The sequence below is a fragment of the Enterococcus sp. AZ163 genome, from assembly GCF_050498925.1.
GTDB classification, from domain to species: Bacteria; Bacillota; Bacilli; order Lactobacillales; family Enterococcaceae; genus Enterococcus_A; species Enterococcus_A ferrettii.
Window position 1 is genome coordinate 1,166,451 of sequence record NZ_JBIPAO010000001.1, and the last position, 15,545, is coordinate 1,181,995.

The 15,545-nt window shown below is 38.1% G+C and carries 17 protein-coding genes; 10 read left to right on the forward strand and 7 right to left on the reverse strand.

What is annotated here, in order from left to right:
- The first annotated feature begins 1 nt into the window (after nucleotide 1).
- Both IGI46_RS05620 and IGI46_RS05625 read left to right on the forward strand, forming a co-directional pair.
- Nucleotides 2-1,048 carry an SIS domain-containing protein gene (locus tag IGI46_RS05620; protein WP_429973114.1) on the forward strand — a complete coding sequence of 349 codons (1,047 nt, stop codon included), beginning with the start codon at nucleotides 2-4 and terminating at the stop codon, nucleotides 1,046-1,048.
- Between the two features lie 10 nt (nucleotides 1,049-1,058).
- Nucleotides 1,059-2,063, forward strand: a complete 1,005-nt coding sequence (locus tag IGI46_RS05625) for an SIS domain-containing protein (protein WP_429973115.1) — start codon at nucleotides 1,059-1,061, stop codon at nucleotides 2,061-2,063.
- 46 nt (nucleotides 2,064-2,109) lie between these two features.
- Here the strand turns inward: IGI46_RS05625 and IGI46_RS05630 are convergent, their stop codons facing one another.
- Nucleotides 2,110-2,727 (reverse strand): 50S ribosomal protein L25/general stress protein Ctc, encoded by a 618-nt coding sequence (locus IGI46_RS05630; RefSeq protein ID WP_429962415.1) that lies wholly within the window; start codon nucleotides 2,725-2,727, stop codon nucleotides 2,110-2,112.
- A gap of 386 nt (nucleotides 2,728-3,113) precedes the next feature.
- On the opposite strand from IGI46_RS05630, the gene IGI46_RS05635 reads away from it, so the two are divergent.
- Nucleotides 3,114-3,641, forward strand: a complete 528-nt coding sequence (locus IGI46_RS05635) for an HdeD family acid-resistance protein (protein WP_429962416.1) — start codon at nucleotides 3,114-3,116, stop codon at nucleotides 3,639-3,641.
- A gap of 41 nt (nucleotides 3,642-3,682) precedes the next feature.
- Here the strand turns inward: IGI46_RS05635 and IGI46_RS05640 are convergent, their stop codons facing one another.
- Together IGI46_RS05640 and IGI46_RS05645 are read right to left on the reverse strand one after the other, a co-directional pair.
- On the reverse strand, nucleotides 3,683-5,044 hold the full coding sequence (locus IGI46_RS05640; protein ID WP_429973116.1) for an MFS transporter: 1,362 nt from the start codon (nucleotides 5,042-5,044) through the stop codon (nucleotides 3,683-3,685).
- A gap of 177 nt (nucleotides 5,045-5,221) precedes the next feature.
- A complete protein-coding gene (locus tag IGI46_RS05645; RefSeq protein ID WP_429973117.1) occupies nucleotides 5,222-6,025 on the reverse strand; it encodes a TraX family protein in 804 nt (267 codons plus the stop codon).
- 294 nt (nucleotides 6,026-6,319) lie between these two features.
- On the opposite strand from IGI46_RS05645, the gene IGI46_RS05650 reads away from it, so the two are divergent.
- The 3 genes from IGI46_RS05650 (at nucleotide 6,320) to udk (ending at nucleotide 8,423) form a co-directional block, all read left to right on the forward strand.
- The gene (locus IGI46_RS05650) at nucleotides 6,320-7,036 is read left to right on the forward strand and encodes a 16S rRNA pseudouridine(516) synthase (protein WP_429973118.1); all 717 of its coding nucleotides are present in this window, start codon (nucleotides 6,320-6,322) and stop codon (nucleotides 7,034-7,036) included.
- An 11-nt stretch (nucleotides 7,037-7,047) separates the two neighbouring features.
- Complete coding sequence (locus IGI46_RS05655) at nucleotides 7,048-7,731, forward strand: YjjG family noncanonical pyrimidine nucleotidase (protein WP_429973119.1); 684 nt, start codon at nucleotides 7,048-7,050, stop codon at nucleotides 7,729-7,731.
- Between the two features lie 71 nt (nucleotides 7,732-7,802).
- Nucleotides 7,803-8,423 (forward strand): uridine kinase, encoded by a 621-nt coding sequence (udk, locus tag IGI46_RS05660; RefSeq protein WP_429962421.1) that lies wholly within the window; start codon nucleotides 7,803-7,805, stop codon nucleotides 8,421-8,423.
- A 664-nt stretch (nucleotides 8,424-9,087) separates the two neighbouring features.
- Here the strand turns inward: udk and IGI46_RS05665 are convergent.
- Together IGI46_RS05665 and IGI46_RS05670 are read right to left on the reverse strand one after the other, a co-directional pair.
- Nucleotides 9,088-9,339, reverse strand: a complete 252-nt coding sequence (locus IGI46_RS05665; RefSeq protein WP_429962422.1) for a hypothetical protein — start codon at nucleotides 9,337-9,339, stop codon at nucleotides 9,088-9,090.
- A gap of 154 nt (nucleotides 9,340-9,493) precedes the next feature.
- Entirely contained in the window at nucleotides 9,494-9,751 is a 258-nt protein-coding gene (locus IGI46_RS05670; RefSeq protein WP_429962423.1) for a hypothetical protein, read from the reverse strand.
- Nucleotides 9,752-10,760: 1,009 nt separating this feature from the next.
- On the opposite strand from IGI46_RS05670, the gene IGI46_RS05675 reads away from it, so the two are divergent.
- On the forward strand, nucleotides 10,761-11,645 hold the full coding sequence (locus tag IGI46_RS05675; protein ID WP_429973120.1) for a LysR family transcriptional regulator: 885 nt from the start codon (nucleotides 10,761-10,763) through the stop codon (nucleotides 11,643-11,645).
- Nucleotides 11,646-11,736: 91 nt separating this feature from the next.
- A complete protein-coding gene (locus IGI46_RS05680; protein ID WP_429973121.1) occupies nucleotides 11,737-12,678 on the forward strand; it encodes an NmrA family NAD(P)-binding protein in 942 nt (313 codons plus the stop codon).
- Nucleotides 12,679-12,721: 43 nt separating this feature from the next.
- On the opposite strand, the gene gpmA is transcribed toward IGI46_RS05680, so the two are convergent.
- Together gpmA and rpiA are read right to left on the reverse strand one after the other, a co-directional pair.
- Nucleotides 12,722-13,408, reverse strand: a complete 687-nt coding sequence (gene gpmA, locus IGI46_RS05685) for a 2,3-diphosphoglycerate-dependent phosphoglycerate mutase (protein WP_207702452.1) — start codon at nucleotides 13,406-13,408, stop codon at nucleotides 12,722-12,724.
- A gap of 115 nt (nucleotides 13,409-13,523) precedes the next feature.
- Nucleotides 13,524-14,204, reverse strand: coding sequence for a ribose-5-phosphate isomerase RpiA (rpiA, locus tag IGI46_RS05690; protein ID WP_429962426.1), 681 nt, complete (start codon nucleotides 14,202-14,204; stop codon nucleotides 13,524-13,526).
- Between the two features lie 349 nt (nucleotides 14,205-14,553).
- Here rpiA and rpsL point away from each other — a divergent pair, with 349 nt between their 5' ends.
- Both rpsL and rpsG read left to right on the forward strand, forming a co-directional pair.
- Entirely contained in the window at nucleotides 14,554-14,967 is a 414-nt protein-coding gene (gene rpsL / locus IGI46_RS05695; protein ID WP_207702454.1) for a 30S ribosomal protein S12, read from the forward strand.
- Nucleotides 14,968-15,013: 46 nt separating this feature from the next.
- Nucleotides 15,014-15,484: a 30S ribosomal protein S7 gene (gene rpsG, locus IGI46_RS05700; protein ID WP_207672731.1), complete on the forward strand. Its 471-nt coding sequence runs from the start codon at nucleotides 15,014-15,016 to the stop codon at nucleotides 15,482-15,484.
- The last annotated feature ends 61 nt before the right edge of the window (nucleotides 15,485-15,545 follow it).

A 15,545-nucleotide genomic window follows, 5' to 3' on the forward strand; every position in this document is an offset into this window, starting at 1 on the left:
TATGGCAACAATGTTGGATTATATCCATGAGGAGGAGCCGATGTTATTACGTATCTTAGATAATTTTTCAAAGAAAACGGAGACCGAATTAGAAAACTGCCAAAATATTTTGGTGTTGGCAACTGGCTCTTCTTACAATGCATGCTTGGCAGCCAAGGTTGCACTAGAGCAGTTAGGAAATGTAACGATCACGATTGAAGAGCCTTATCATTTCCAGCATTATGGCAAGCTTTCATCTGCGATTGATACGGTGGTTGCTGTTTCTCAAAGTGGAAAAAGTGCTTCAACGATTTATGCCTTAGAAGCATTAGAACAGTCTGAGCTGTATACCATAGCCTTGACTAGTAATTTAGAAAGCTCCTTGGCTCAAAAAGCCGATCGGACGATTGACTTGAATATCGGAGTAGAAACAGTTGGCTTTGTCACTAAGGGATATGTAGCAACCGTACTTCAACTGATGTTGTTGGGACTAGCAATCGGACAAGCGAAAGGGCTGCCGAAAGAGACGATCCAACAGACAATTGATGAATTACGGCAATTGGTTAAACGTATTCCTTCTATTATAGAAGTGTCAGAAGCTTTTTTTAAAAGACACGAAGCGATCTTTAAGCTTTCGGAACGATTTATTGGAATTGGCTATGGAGCCAACTGGGGAACGGTAAAAGAATTTGAAACCAAGTTTACGGAAACGGTTCGTAAGCCTTCTCAGGGCTTTGAACTGGAGGCTTATATGCATGGGCCTTATCTTGAAGCTGATAGTCAGCATATCCTGTTTTTTGTAGAAACTGTTGATGAGAATGCTAAGCGTGCAGCGATGCTGCGAGGATACATGGAGCCAGCGGTAGGGCAAACCTTTACTGTAACTGCTGGAATAAGCAAGGAAGAAAATGTTTTGGGTTTGGAAATTGAAGGTGAGAGTATTCTTTCCTCTTTAGTAATGGTTATTCCATTCCAGTTATTTGCTTGTCGAACAGCAGCAGCTAAGGGAATCGATTTGAGTCAACGGATTTTTGATAATTTTGACGATGTACTAAAAAGTAAATTATAGAGGTGAAGACATGTTAAAGTTTAACGAACAGCAGCAAATTGAGGATATCCAAGGAGCATTAGACTTACGACCAGAGGTAGAAAAGCTGGTAGATCAAGTTTGGGAAAAAGGCATTGATGCAATTTATTATTTAGGAATAGGCGGAACCTATGCGTCTGCAATGCAGGCAGTCACTTATATCAATGGAAAAAGTGCACTTCCTGCTTATGTTCAGCATGCGGCAGAATATTATACTACTGGCAATCGACGTCTAACAAAGGATTCCTTGGTCATTTTATCTTCAGTAACTGGCACAACTGAGGAGGTGGTGAAGGCTGTAAAGGAAATCAAAAAAACAGGAGCTGTCCTGTTTGGCTTCATTGATACATCTGATAGCATTCTGGCTGATTTGTGTGACCAGGTAATTTCTTATCCAAATCCTGGAACTGAGCAGCTGAAATTCTTTATGGTCGCAGATCGCTTGATGAAAAATCATGGAGACTTTGAAGATTACGAAGATTATTATCAAGAGTTAGACCAACATTTAGCTGTTGGTTTGGTTGAAGCTGAGAAACAAGCAGATGTATTTGGTTTGAAGTTTGTTGAAAAGCATCGTCATGATCCAATGCATTATTTCATTGGTGCTGGAAACCAATGGGGAGCTGTTTATTCCTATGCTATGTGTTACTGGGAAGAGCAAAGCTGGCTGCGTTCAAAATCTATTCATGCAGCCGAATTTCTGCATGGTACCTTGGAAGTAGTGGATGAAACCACGCCAGTTACCTTATTCTTAGGAGAAGACGAACAACGGCCATTAGCCGAGCGGGTGGCAAATCTGCTGCCATGGATTTGTGGAGATTATACCTTCATCGATACAAAGGATTATCCTGTTGAAGGAATTAGTGAAAAATATCGCGGACGCATCCTGTCACCGTTGCTGATGCATTGTGTCACGCAACGAATGGATGCCCATATTGAAAAATTAAATTGTCATCCGTTGGACATTCGTCGCTACTATCGTCAGTTTGACTATTAGAAAAAAGCAGGAGATCCGCTGATCTCCTGCTTTTGATGTGTTAATCTTATTCTTCTGATTCACCAATTACTTCTGGTTGTGCTGCTTCAGCAGGTTCACCAGTTTCAGGTTCTTCTTCTTGCGCTCCTTGAACTGCTGCGATTTGTTCCTCAGCATCAGTAACGATAGTGTAATCAGCATGTGCAGCTAAATCGCCAATTGTAATTGAGTCGCCAATTTCTAGTTTAGTAACGTCTACTTCAACATTTTCAGGCAATTTGTCTGGTGTTGCTGAAACAACGATTGTGTACAATGTTTGAGTTAATACGCCGCCAGCTTTAGCACCAACTGCTTCCCCAACTAGTACGATTTCAGTTTCAACTTCAGTTTCTTCTGTCATATTTACTGACAAGAATTCAACGTGAGTCAATTCGCGAGTAAATGTGTCTGCTTGATAATCGTGAAGCAAAGTATTTACTTTTTTACCATTCAAATCCATTGTGAAGACTGTGTTTGATCCGTTTTCGCGCAATAAACGCATGAATTCATGGTCATCGATTGAGATAGGTGTGCTTTCCACATTGTATCCATAAACGATACCAGGTACTTTACCTTCGTGACGTAGCTTGTTGCGTAGGGATCGGGGACGGGTTGCTCTTTCTTCTACTTTCAATGATACTGCCATAACCAAATTCCTCCTTAAAATGTCACTGACCGTTGGTTTTCAGTCAGATGCTCTTAAAGTGACGGGTTATTCTCAGCACAATGGTTTTGCGAAAATACGCAAAAAGACAGTCGCGAGCGCAACTGTCTAAAAAAAGTCTAGGTTCAACTTTCTCTACCAGGTCATTACGCTGTGTATGAGAAACCTTTGATTCACTTAGCAGATCGCATAAATTTACGATCTAATTAAAGATTAACGTGTTTTTCAGCAAATTGCAAGGAAAAACGCTTTTAATTTGAAAACGTCTGCATTACTTTTACAAAAAATACGAAAAAGCATTTTCAAGGCGTGAGACCTGACGAAAATTATTTCTTATGCTAGTGTTTTAAAAGAGAGGAGGAGTAATTATGGATACTCGACAACAAAAAGGGTTCAATTGGGGCTCTTTTATTTTAGGAATACTTTTTATTTTGGTTGCATTACTTTCGTTTCAAGATCCGGTAGGAAATCTTGTAGCTATTGTAATTGTAATTGGTGCCTTTGCTATTATTAAAGGTCTATTTGAAATTTTTGTACGGAACAAGGTGAAGGAATTCACTGGATACCAAAGCAAAATGCCGATCGTTATCGGAATTATTGATATTGTGATTGGGGTACTGCTGCTGTTTAATATCGGTGCAGGCGTAATCACTTTACCATTTGTGTTTGCTTTTTGGTTCTTATTGGATTCTATCGTAGGTTTAATGACAGCCGGAACTGCAAAAGTTTATAGCAATGGCTACTACTGGTTTACAGTAGTGGTGAACGTTATCGGGATTCTTCTAGGAATCTATCTATTGTTCAATCCACTATCTTCAGTTCTAACTTTGAGTTTCCTGGTTGGTGCTTACTTTATGCTAGTAGGAATTACCGAGATCATTTATGCATTTCGTTAATTGAATAGAAAAGACCTGACAAAAAAATTGTCAGGTCTTTTTTACGCTTTCTTTTTAAAATGAATAATTGTTGCTGCGAAGATGATAATTAGTAAGATCAATAAGAAGATCAGAGATAATTGGGATCCCAACACCGTCCCTTGCCGAAAATTGCCTTGGTGTACCTGTGCCAAATTAATGATGGTCGCAACAATGGCAGTGGCTACTGCTCCGGAAAACTGCTGTAGTGTATTAAACAAGGTATTACCATCACCATAGTCTTTTTCTGATAGCTGATTCATGCCGGCAGTCATCATGTTGCTATAAGCAAATCCGATGCCAATCATGTAAAAAACGTGTCCAGCAACAAAGCCTAATAAAACTGGAGACTTCAATAGAATCGTTAACCCGATCCAGCCGATAGTCGCAAAAGTTAAGCCAAATAAGATCGGTTTTTTCGGACCTACACTATCTAAAACACGACCAGAGACAGGTGCTAAAATTGCCCCTACAGCTGCACCTGGCAGCATCACTAACCCAGATACAAAGGCATCCTTACCTAAAATAATCTGTAGAAAATTCGGCAAGACAAAAGAAATCCCTAACAGTAGAAATTGGCAAACGAGAAAGCCAAATAGGAATAGTCGAAAGGTTTTATTTTTCAAAACAGCTAGTCGTACTAAAGGGTATTCCGCCCGGTTTGCCTGGCGGTAGAATAAGGCTGCCCCAGCTAATCCTATCAATAAAGGAATCAGACTAAACCAAGAACCTAACTGATTTAAAAAGAGCAGCAGACCACTAAATAGCAATCCAACTCCTAATAAACCTAAAAAGTCCAACTTAGTAGTCTTTTTGATGGCCATCTCAGGAATTGTAACTAAGCCAATAATCATAGAAACGCATAGAACCGGTACTAAAAAAAGAAAAATATAATGCCAGGATAACGCCGATGTCAGTAATCCGCCATAGGTTGGACCTATTGCTGGAGCAATCGAAGTGGTCAATGTACCTACACCCATCATAGTTCCTCGTTTATGCATTGGGGTGAAATTCAAGATAATATGAAACATTAACGGCAGAGCAATTCCCGTACTAATCCCCTGAAATAAGCGACCCAGCAGCAGTACACTAAAAGTAGGGGACCAAAAATCAATGATAAGACCTGCAATGAAGAATAAGTTAGCTGCAATAAACAAGTGACGGATCGAATAATTTTTCAATAAATAATTAGCAAAGGGTACCATAATAGAAATAATCAGTAAATAGATAGTCGTGACCCATTGGACTAAAGCAGTTGACAGCCCAAATTGATGAATCAAGGTTGGAAAAGTCACGTTCATGGCCGTTTCAATCAGTACACCAGAAAAGGACATAATTCCGGTAGCCAGAACGGCAGGAATTAAACGAATAGTTTTTTCTTTCATAAATATCACCTCAGTTTTTGTTAGCAGAACAAATAGTTCAAGACAAAAAAAGAGAGACGTCTCTAAATTAATAGAAACCGCCTCTCTCTCGACGCGTATTAAACCGCGTTATCTGTACGATTTGTTCACAAAACGGATTGTAAAACTTTTCTGTGAACCAGTCAAGGAAAAATTGGATTATTTTTGCAGGAAAAAGCTGATAATTGCAAAAATTGCGATATGTGCAGGGTAGAAGTAGTAAAAGAAGTTACGCATGCTTCGGCCCTTTTCACCGTGGTACAAGATAATTGGAATTGCTGAAAGCAGCATCATCCATTGGAAATTTTCGGCAAAAGGATGTTGCATTCCGCCGAAGATTAGTGAAATCAAAGCAACACCCACTAGTGCTGTCACCTGTAAGCTCTTCTTACCATGGAACAGATAGAATAATACTGCTAAAAGGACAAACAAAAATCCGCCTTCCGTTAATAACAATGTGGGTACTAAAAAGGCGAAGACTTGAAAACCGATCATCAAAGCAGGGTTTATTACGCCTCCTGAAAGGACAAGCAAAGGAAAAACACTAAGAACCAAAGGAAGGATTAACCAAAGTAGACCTTTGCCAAACATCCGACCCTGCTTTTTTTTAACTCCAGTAATCAAACAGTCAGCAGCCTGCATAAAAACCGTACCTAAAAAGAGGGTGCCGAAAATATTATTGATGACTACAGCATTACCGATACTGAAATACGTATTTAAAATCCAGTCAATTGCTCCCATAATCCAAAAGCCGATCAGTAAGCGAAACATATATTTTTTACGATTACTTGTATGAACAAAGCCTTCAGAACTTTCAAACAAGAAAATCGGTGCAGCAATTCGTCCAATCCAGTGAAACCATAGCGGTACACCTAGGAAAGAGAAAAATTGTCCTAAATGATCTATGACCATGGTGATGACTCCGATTATTTTAAGTTGAAACCCAGTTAAGCCTTTTTGCATAGTTATACTCCTCATTTTATAAAATTTTGAGCAGCAAGCTGCTCTTCTGCTGACTAGTATAAGAAAATTAAAAAAATTTCACCATTTATCTGGCTGTCAATGAACTTACAAAATTGTTCGAATGAAAAGAATAACTCTTGCTTCTCTGTAGTTTAGAGAAAGCCGAGTTCCCTTGCCTAATTTAGGAATAGAGAATTTAATTCTCCCTTTTTTCTTTAAAGATAGAAGCAGCCTAATTACATTCGTTAAAAATTCCAGTATAATGTATCCGACAAGCCTAAAGGAGTTTTCATAGTGCGTTTGGATAAATTGATTGAAACTCGTTTGCAGACTACTCGAAAAGAAATGAAGCGTCTGTTTCTAATGAAGCGGGTAACAGTAGATAATGAAGTTGAATTGAATCCACAGCGAAATGTGGATAGTCAGCTGCATGATATCGTAGTAGCTGGACAGCGATTACAAACAAATCAGGTTTACTATTTATTGAATAAGCCTAAGGGTGTAGTGACAGCCAAACAGGATGTTCATCATCGTACAGTGCTGGATTTAATTAATTCGAAGGATCAACGGTCGGAGCTTTATCCTGTAGGACGTTTGGATCGAGATACTACTGGTTTGCTTTTGCTGACTGACAATGGTCAGCTTGGTTATGATTTGCTGCAGCCAAAGGAAGAGGTAGCTAAAACCTATCGAGCAGTGGTCAACGAACTAGTGACAGAAGAAGATGTGAATGCTTTTTCCAAAGGGATTGTCTTTCATGGTGGCATTATTTGCCAGCCGGCAGAACTGAAAATTCTTTTTGCCAGTGAAAAAGCTTCTACGGTGGAACTCATAATTCATGAAGGAAAGTTCCATCAGGTGAAAAAAATGTTTTTAGCCTGTGGTAAAAAAGTAGTAGATCTTCAGCGCTTGACGATGGGGCCTTTGACTTTACCGGCTGATTTAGCAGTAAGCAGCTACCGGTCACTGACTCTAGAAGAATTGCGGCAGTTAAAAAAATACTTTAGATAGAGGGAAAAAGAATGTATACGACTTTATTGTTTGATATTGATGATACGTTATTGGATTTTCAAGATGCTGAAGAGCAAGCTTTGAACAAGCTATTTATAGAAATGGGTGTACCTTTGGATGAAAAGGTCAAGGACGTCTACAAAGAAATGAACCGTGGTTTTTGGCGCCAACATGAACATGGAACGCTTTCCCGTCATGAATTGCTGAACACGCGTTTTAGTCTCTTTTTTGATACTGTTGGCAAAAAGGTAGACGGTCCAGAAACCGAAGAACGTTATCGCTATTACTTAAATCAAGGCCACAAATTGATAAAAAATGGGTTAGATGTCGTTAAACGTCTCAGCCAGACTAAAGAATTGTATGTTGTGACTAATGGAGTTTCAGAAACGCAGCATCAAAGATTGAAGCAATCTGGATTGGCTCCTTATTTCCAGAAATTTTTTATTTCGGAGGAAATGGGTGTCCATAAGCCGATGAAGGAATACTTTGACATCGTGTTTGATGAAATTCCTCATATCAATAAAAAGCAAACGGTTATCATCGGGGATTCTTTAACTTCAGACATTAAAGGGGGACAAACGGCAGGAATTGATACAGTTTGGATGAATCCACAAAACAAACCATCAGCAGAGATTCAACCGACGTATCAAATTCGTCAATTGACCGACCTTTACAAAATTTTGCAAGAATTTTGATAAATCAATAGCAATTGAAGCGATTTTCGCTATAATAGTTGTAGCGAAAGACACGAAAGAGGTTTTATTTCATGAAAAGCAAGCCAATTATCATTGGTGTAACAGGTGGCTCAGGCAGCGGGAAAACAAGCGTTAGCCGTGCAATTTACAATCATTTCCCAGATCATTCGATTATGATGCTGGAACAAGATTCCTATTATAAAGATCAAAGCAACTTAAGCTTTGAGGAACGTTTGGAGACCAACTATGACCATCCCTTTGCTTTCGATACAGATTTATTAATTGAACACGTCAAACAGCTGTTGAATTTTGAAGCGATCGAAAAACCGGTATATGACTATGTAGCTCACACTCGCAGTTCTGCGGTAGTAGTGCAGGAGCCGAAAGAAGTCATCATTTTAGAAGGAATTCTAATTCTAGAGGATGAGCGGTTACGGGATTTGATGGATATTAAGATTTATGTTGATACAGATGACGATATTCGAATCATCCGTCGAATCAAACGGGACATGGAGGAACGAGGAAGAACCCTAGACTCGGTCATCGAACAGTATTTAACGGTTGTAAAGCCAATGTACCATCAATTTATTGAACCAACAAAGCGTTATGCGGATATTATCGTACCAGAAGGTGGCGAAAACCACGTGGCGATTGATTTATTGGCGACGAAGGTCGCTTCTTACCTCTCTTAAGGCTCTACATCAAGGCTTTTTTGCTTGATGGATTCTTGCGAATTTGGGGCTTGCCCCACTCGATAAATTCTTAATGAAATTTTCGAAATTGGCGATGTTTTCTTTCTTTTTCTCACGGGTGATGTAGGCATAAACGTTCAATGTCGTTTTTGCGCGCATGACCAAGTAGAAGCTGCAGTAATTTCGGATCAATACTTGCTTGTATTTGCAATGATGTGCAAGTATGACGTACTGTGTGCTAGGGAAATCACATTTTTGGAACACTCGAAACGTGTAGATATATCTCGCGGCGTGATCCGCCTCGTTTACAAAATAAGGCATGATATTCTTGGAATGTATTCGAGCAGAGCACCGCGAAGACAAGTCCAGTTTTCAATTTGCTTATAGACTATCTCTGACAAGGGAAGGGGCCTATAAGCATTTTTTTATTTTGGTTTCTTTGCATAGATGAACACCCGAAAAATAGTATTTTACACAATTATGCTGTACTGTTTAAATTAAAGTACGTTGATTAGTGATTAATTCCATTAACTCAGCATAGTGTGGAATGATAAATAGAATTAGGCACTTCCGTTAAATTATTAACGAAGTGCCTAAGGACTAACTAAAATTAGTATGACTTTACTTTACTGATTTATTATGGCATACAAATAGCTGGTGGATGCTAATTTTGATTGTAAATTTTCAGACCTTGTTTCAATCCAATATAAAAAAATACTGCTGTTGCTGCCATCATAGGTAATACAGTGACCATCTCACGATAAATATCATTTTTACTCAGATAGTCAGTGTCGGGGTTAGGAAAGAACAAAGTAGCGATTGAATCCCAGAATGAATGAAAATTAAACAGAAATACAATGAATGAAATGAGCGTTAAAAGCAGCCAAAAGACGACTACAAAGTTAGTTTTTTTCATATGATAACTCCTTATGAGAATGAATTTTCTAGAAAATCAAGTATAACATAAAATCTTTGACCGTACCTATTTAGCTAGGAGTGTCAATGTATGGATAGTATTCATTAGGCCAAAATAAAAATCAGGATCCCATAATCGTAGGATCCTGATTTTATTAGCTCATAAAGTTTTCAATATATGCATCAATTTTTTTCATTTCATCGTCATCATACTTTTCATACTTCCCAACATTATGGAGGATATGTTTGATGTCATGAATAGCTTTCTTTTCTGCATACCATTTTTTTAATTCATGTTTTTTGGTTTTATCTTCATTTAAGGAATCTAGTTTATCTAATTCTGAATCTAAATTTGTCATGGTATCCACAATATTTTCTAAAACAGCAGCTTCTTTTTTTTCATAATCTGTCATACTAAACACCACTTTCTCTTTGATAATTAAATTCTACATCTTTTACAAAAAAAATAGAAATATAAACCTCTCAAAAAATTCGTATAAGATCTTTTATCATTGAATCTCTTTTCGCTATCTTTTGCAGGAGGACGACCTCTTTATAACGGTGCAAATAGGTATTTAACACGTGATAGAAATGGACACTACAAATACAGTACATAGTTACAAAAACGCCTGCCGAAGCTGTAATAGGAGTTTTTTCTAATGGCTAGGCACAAGCTGTTGGTAGCGGCTGGCTACAATAATTAGAGAGTTAGTACCGATGTGAAGGAAAGCACAGACAAAGAGAAAGAAATTCTAAATGATATTGAGAATATATTAAAAGAGTCACTATCTACACTAAGCTCGTATTAATACTTCTTGCTTAAAAAAATATTTACACTGGTATTAATACTTGATAAGATTAAGCTTACACTCATAACTAAGTGATTCTCAATCAATAATTTATATTTATAAATAGAACATAGAGGGTATTGACTCCACCAAAAGCAAAAAAATAGGATCGATTTCAGGTATCCAATTGAGAAAAATTCTTTGTTTAAGAATAGTAGTTCTCCTATTTATCAAAATGAGAAGGCTGTAAAAGACTATAGGTTTAAAAATATCTTTGATACTATTTTTTGATTGAGAGGAAAAAGTATTTTTGAAACTGAGGAAAATCAGTCCTGAAAAAACTAGTCTTAAAAGACTTTCCTTTCATAGTTAATATTTATTTTAATGGCTAATCTACAAGATATTTTGTCCCATGTTTACCTCATTAATAGAATAAAAGAATATGGTAGTATACATGTAAACTGATTTAACACGATAAATCTTATGATCAAAACATCGATATAAAAAAGTTTTATAGCCCGTGTGTTGATTGATTTATTGGCAAGGATGTGAATCATGAGTACTATTGTTGAAGCAGGCAAATCCTTTTAGGAGCTGTCTGTTTTTTAGCTAGAGAAAGCAGGAGGAATGTTGAATGAATTTGGAGAAACTGCGCTATTTTGTTGATTTGGTTCAGACGGGGAGCTTTACCAAGGCCGGAAAAAAGAATTATGTCTCACAAGTGAGTATCACGCAACAGATTCATTTTTTGGAGGAACACTTCGAATGTCAGCTGATTGACCGAACCACTATCCCCGTGACACCGACGGAAGCTGGAAAGATTTTATATCAGGAATCGCTACAGCTGCTCCAACAATATGAACAGTTGAACCAACGAATGGTTGACTTCAATGAAGGACAAAACCGTATTAGAATTGAATACACCTCTATCATGGATATCCAACAGTTATCACAAGTTGTTCGTAAGCATGACTTAAAAAAGGAAAATATTGTCTTGGATGTTGAAAAAGTCCCTTTGAAGGGCGTGGCTGAAAATCTGCGAAATTATCGCTATGATTTGGCCATCAGCTTTGACTCTGAATTTTTCGAGGAAGAAAATATTCAAACGATTCCTTTATACTATGGGGATTATCGCGCAGTAGTGGGAAAAGATCATGCATACTTTGAAAAAGATTCTCTAACGATCAATGAATTGTATAGCCAGCCTATCGTTATGTTATCACCAGAAATGATAGGGAAATCCTATTATCTAATGTTAGAGAATGCACTAAAGGATGGTTATACTCCGAACATTGCAAAAGTAGCCAATGATATTGAAACGGAGTTATTTATGATCCAAAACAATGACATGATTGGTTTTTTTCCAAAAGATTATCCACTAGTTAACAATGGAGTCGATGTAAAATTATTGCCGATTAAAGACTCTCACCATCAGTTTGCGATAGTTCTTGCTTATCGCAAGGGAGAAAACAATCCCAGTATAAAACATTTGTTAGATCTACTCCGAGGACAGATATAAGTTTTACTTATAGACTATCGAATCTTTGTATTGGATATTGTTCATGAATTCACATATTATAAAAGCAATAAGAGCAAGGAGGAGAAGTTACATGAGTAAACTAATTTTAACTGGTGTAGATGGAAATTTAGGTGGCCAAGCGGCAGAGTATTTAATGACTTTAACTGATACGAAACATTTAGTATTTTGCGGTTATTCTCCGGCTACTTTGGAAAAATACGCGAAGCAAGGGGTTGCAGTTCAGGAGACAAACTTCAATTACTTGGAAGGATTAGCTGAAAAATTTTCTGGTGGTGAAGCTCTAGCTTTAATTTCGATGCCTTTTGTTGGCGAAAAGCGGCAAACTGCCCACAAAAATGTTGTAGATGCAGCTAAAGCAGCAGGTGTGAAGAAAATTATTTATACTTCATTAGTAAATGCTGCTGATCCGAGTAATCCAAGCATCGAAAAAATTGATCATGCTTTCACTGAAAATTACATTGAAGAAAGTGGTCTGGATTATATCTTCTTACGAAATTCTCAGTATGCAGAAGCAATGGTTACTAACTACTTTACTTATGTTAAAGCTGATGGTGAACTGACCAATAGTCAAGGTGATGGAAAGATGGCTTATATATCTCGTAAAGATTGTGCTAAAGCAGTCGCTTATGCATTGATCAATGAAACCTATCATCACAAAATTCTAAATATTAACGGCAAAGAATTGATGACAATTCGTGATTTTATTGATATTGGTAACGAAGTAACCGGGAATAAGGTTACGTATAAAGAAGTGACAGATGAGGAAAATTATGAAGTTTTTGATGCAATGGGCGTGCCTCGTACTACAGATGGGAAGTTCAAAGATGGCTCAGAAGCACCATTTTCTTCAGAAGGTATGGTAACCTTTGCTCAAGCAATTCGGGAAAATAAAATGGCTGAGCACACAGATGATTTTAAGCAACTAACCGGGGATGATCCAATTAGTGTTCGCTATATGTTTGAACATGCGGATGAATTCCAAGTCGGTGAACGTCATTCGAAAGATGTATAAAAACAGCGCTGAGGCTTTCAACCTCAGCGCTGTTTGCTTAATCTTATAAGTAGTATTTTTTCGCTACTGTTAAGTCATCATTCAATTCATAAACAAGTGGTTGACCTGTTGGGATTTCTAAGTCCATAATATCTTCATCAGAAATACCTTCAATATGTTTAGCCAATGCACGTAATGAGTTACCATGAGCTGCAACTAAAACAGTTTTGTTGTCTTTCAAAGCAGGAGCAATTTCGTCTTGCCAGAAAGGTAATGCACGTTCTAAAGTGACTTTTAAGTTTTCTCCACCAGGAATGTCACGAGGATCTAACATTGAGTAACGGCGGTCTTGAGCAGCAGAACCTTCATCAGTTGCTTCCATTAATGGAGGCAATACATCGTATGAACGACGCCAGATGTGTACTTGTTCGTCACCGTATTTTTCAGCAGTTTCTTTTTTGTTAAGACCTTGCAATTTACCATAGTGACGTTCGTTTAAGCGCCAAGATTTAACGGTTGGTACCCAAAGTTGGTCAGACTCTTCTAAGATGTAGTCACAAGTTTTGATGGCACGAGTTAATACAGAAGTGTAAGCAACATCAAATTCGATGCCAGCTTCTTTAATTTTACGTCCACCTTCTTTTGCTTCTTCAACACCTTCTGGAGCTAGATCTACATCTGCCCATCCAGTAAATTGATTTAATTTGTTCCATTCGCTTAGTCCGTGACGAGAAAAAACTAATTTTGGCATATTATTCTCTCCTTTAGTCCATTTCTGAAATTTTCAATTCCTGATTCATTGTACAATGTTTTCAAAGGTTTTTCCATTGTTTTCCTTTATTAACCGCGGAATTTAAAAAAAGAAACTATTTACCAGGAACAGCTATTTCCTTTGGACCTTCCGGAGTACCAACGACAACTTTTGAAATCATATCAATAAATAGTCCATGTTCTACAACGCCAACGTATCTATCGAGCTCGTCGGCTAAAGCGTGCGGATTTTCAATGACTTCCAATGCTAAGTCGATAATGTAGTGACCACCATCTGTGATTAGTATTTCGTCGTCAGCTGTTTTACGCCATTTTGGATTGTAGCCTTTTTCTTCAAACAGACGAAAAAGATTATGGCTGCCAAAAGGAACTACTTCTACGGGTAAAGGAAAATTACCTAATTTATCGACCATTTTGCTTTCATCGACAATCCAAATGCATTCTTTTGAATAGGTTGCGACAATCTTCTCGAATAATAGTGCAGCACCGCCACCCTTAATTCCTTGAAAGTCGCTGCTGATTTCATCGGCACCATCAATGGTTAAGTCGACGTAATCCACTTCATCAATCGCTTTTAAAGGAATGCCTAGTTCTTTTGCTTGTTGTTCAGTTGCAGAAGAGGTTACAACGCCAGTAACGTGAATGCCTTCTTCCTTCATGCGTCGGCCAACTTCTTTTACCATATAATATGCGGTAGATCCGGTACCCAAACCAACAACCATGCCATCTTTTACGTATTTTGCAACTTCAATGCCCACTAGTTCCTTTAGATTCATTGGAAAATCCCACCTTCGTTTAAGTTAATTCTATTGTAATCGGAACCACAAAAAAAAGATAGTTCTTTTTGAGTAAAAAAGACCAAAAAGACTCTTTCTTCTATAATATAGATTGCTCGAAGGGAGTGAAAAATATTCAGAAAAACTTTCAACAGATTGTTGACAGGTAAAATCAATCATGATATGCTATCTGAGGTGCTTTGTGAACAGGTCTCTCAAGTGAGACGTGCTGACTGTGTCAAGGTACGCTTGATAGAGAATGCAGAGATTGCATTATTTTTTATCGCTGAAAAAGAACCACCAGGATGTGTGGGACTAGAAAGCGAATCGAGGAAGGAGGAAACAAGGAATGCCTACAATTAATCAATTAGTACGTAAACCTCGTAAATCAAAGGTGGAAAAATCAGGTTCACCTGCATTGAATAAAGGATATAACAGCTTCAAAAAAGTTCAAACAAACGTTAACTCTCCACAAAAACGTGGGGTATGTACACGTGTCGGTACTATGACACCTAAAAAACCGAACTCGGCTTTACGTAAGTATGCTCGTGTTCGTTTGTCTAACTTGATCGAAGTAACAGCTTATATTCCAGGTATCGGCCACAACCTACAAGAACATAGTGTTGTTCTATTACGTGGCGGACGTGTGAAAGACTTGCCAGGAGTACGTTACCACATCGTTCGTGGTGCGCTAGATACAGCTGGTGTTAACGATCGTAAACAAAGCCGTTCTAAATACGGTACTAAGAGACCTAAAGCATAAAAATCGAATTAGATAAAAGACATACTTTCGGAAGGGGGAGTTACGCATGACTCGTAAGGGTGCTGCTATAAAACGCGATGTTTTACCAGATCCTATGTATAACTCAAAGCTAGTAACTCGTTTGATCAACCGGGTAATGGTTGACGGCAAACGTGGTATTGCTGCAAATATCGTATATAACGCATTTGACACAATCAAAGAATCAACAGGAAATGATCCATTGGAAGTTTTCGAACAAGCAATGGAAAACATTATGCCTGTATTGGAAGTTAAAGCTCGCCGTGTTGGTGGTTCTAACTATCAAGTACCAGTTGAAGTGCGTCCAGAGCGTCGTACAACACTTGGTTTACGTTGGGTCGTCAACTATGCGCGTTCTCGCGGAGAACACACAATGGAAGACCGCTTAGCTAAAGAAATCATGGATGCGGCTAACAACACTGGCGCTTCTGTGAAAAAACGCGAAGATACACACAAAATGGCCGAAGCCAACCGTGCATTCGCTCATTATCGTTGGTAAAATCCTCTCTGCATTTGACAACTGTCGGCAGAAAGATATTAGGACGCTTAATTTGATTTGA

Bases quoted from the DNA above. Each gene is read 5' to 3' on its own strand.
- IGI46_RS05635 (WP_429962416.1), top strand. From the start codon at position 3,114: ATGGATACTCGACAACAAAAAGGGTTCAATTGGGGCTCTTTTATTTTA.
- gpmA (WP_207702452.1), bottom strand. From the start codon at position 13,408: ATGCCAAAATTAGTTTTTTCTCGTCACGGACTAAGCGAATGGAACAAA.
- IGI46_RS05665 (WP_429962422.1), bottom strand. From the start codon at position 9,339: ATGAAAAAAACTAACTTTGTAGTCGTCTTTTGGCTGCTTTTAACGCTC.
- IGI46_RS05625 (WP_429973115.1), top strand. From the start codon at position 1,059: ATGTTAAAGTTTAACGAACAGCAGCAAATTGAGGATATCCAAGGAGCA.
- IGI46_RS05645 (WP_429973117.1), bottom strand. From the start codon at position 6,025: ATGCAAAAAGGCTTAACTGGGTTTCAACTTAAAATAATCGGAGTCATC.
- IGI46_RS05680 (WP_429973121.1), top strand. From the start codon at position 11,737: ATGAGTAAACTAATTTTAACTGGTGTAGATGGAAATTTAGGTGGCCAA.
- udk (WP_429962421.1), top strand. From the start codon at position 7,803: ATGAAAAGCAAGCCAATTATCATTGGTGTAACAGGTGGCTCAGGCAGC.
- IGI46_RS05620 (WP_429973114.1), top strand. From the start codon at position 2: ATGGCAACAATGTTGGATTATATCCATGAGGAGGAGCCGATGTTATTA.
- IGI46_RS05640 (WP_429973116.1), bottom strand. From the start codon at position 5,044: ATGAAAGAAAAAACTATTCGTTTAATTCCTGCCGTTCTGGCTACCGGA.
- IGI46_RS05655 (WP_429973119.1), top strand. From the start codon at position 7,048: ATGTATACGACTTTATTGTTTGATATTGATGATACGTTATTGGATTTT.
- IGI46_RS05630 (WP_429962415.1), bottom strand. From the start codon at position 2,727: ATGGCAGTATCATTGAAAGTAGAAGAAAGAGCAACCCGTCCCCGATCC.
- rpsG (WP_207672731.1), top strand. From the start codon at position 15,014: ATGACTCGTAAGGGTGCTGCTATAAAACGCGATGTTTTACCAGATCCT.
- rpsL (WP_207702454.1), top strand. From the start codon at position 14,554: ATGCCTACAATTAATCAATTAGTACGTAAACCTCGTAAATCAAAGGTG.
- IGI46_RS05675 (WP_429973120.1), top strand. From the start codon at position 10,761: ATGAATTTGGAGAAACTGCGCTATTTTGTTGATTTGGTTCAGACGGGG.
- rpiA (WP_429962426.1), bottom strand. From the start codon at position 14,204: ATGAATCTAAAGGAACTAGTGGGCATTGAAGTTGCAAAATACGTAAAA.
- IGI46_RS05670 (WP_429962423.1), bottom strand. From the start codon at position 9,751: ATGACAGATTATGAAAAAAAAGAAGCTGCTGTTTTAGAAAATATTGTG.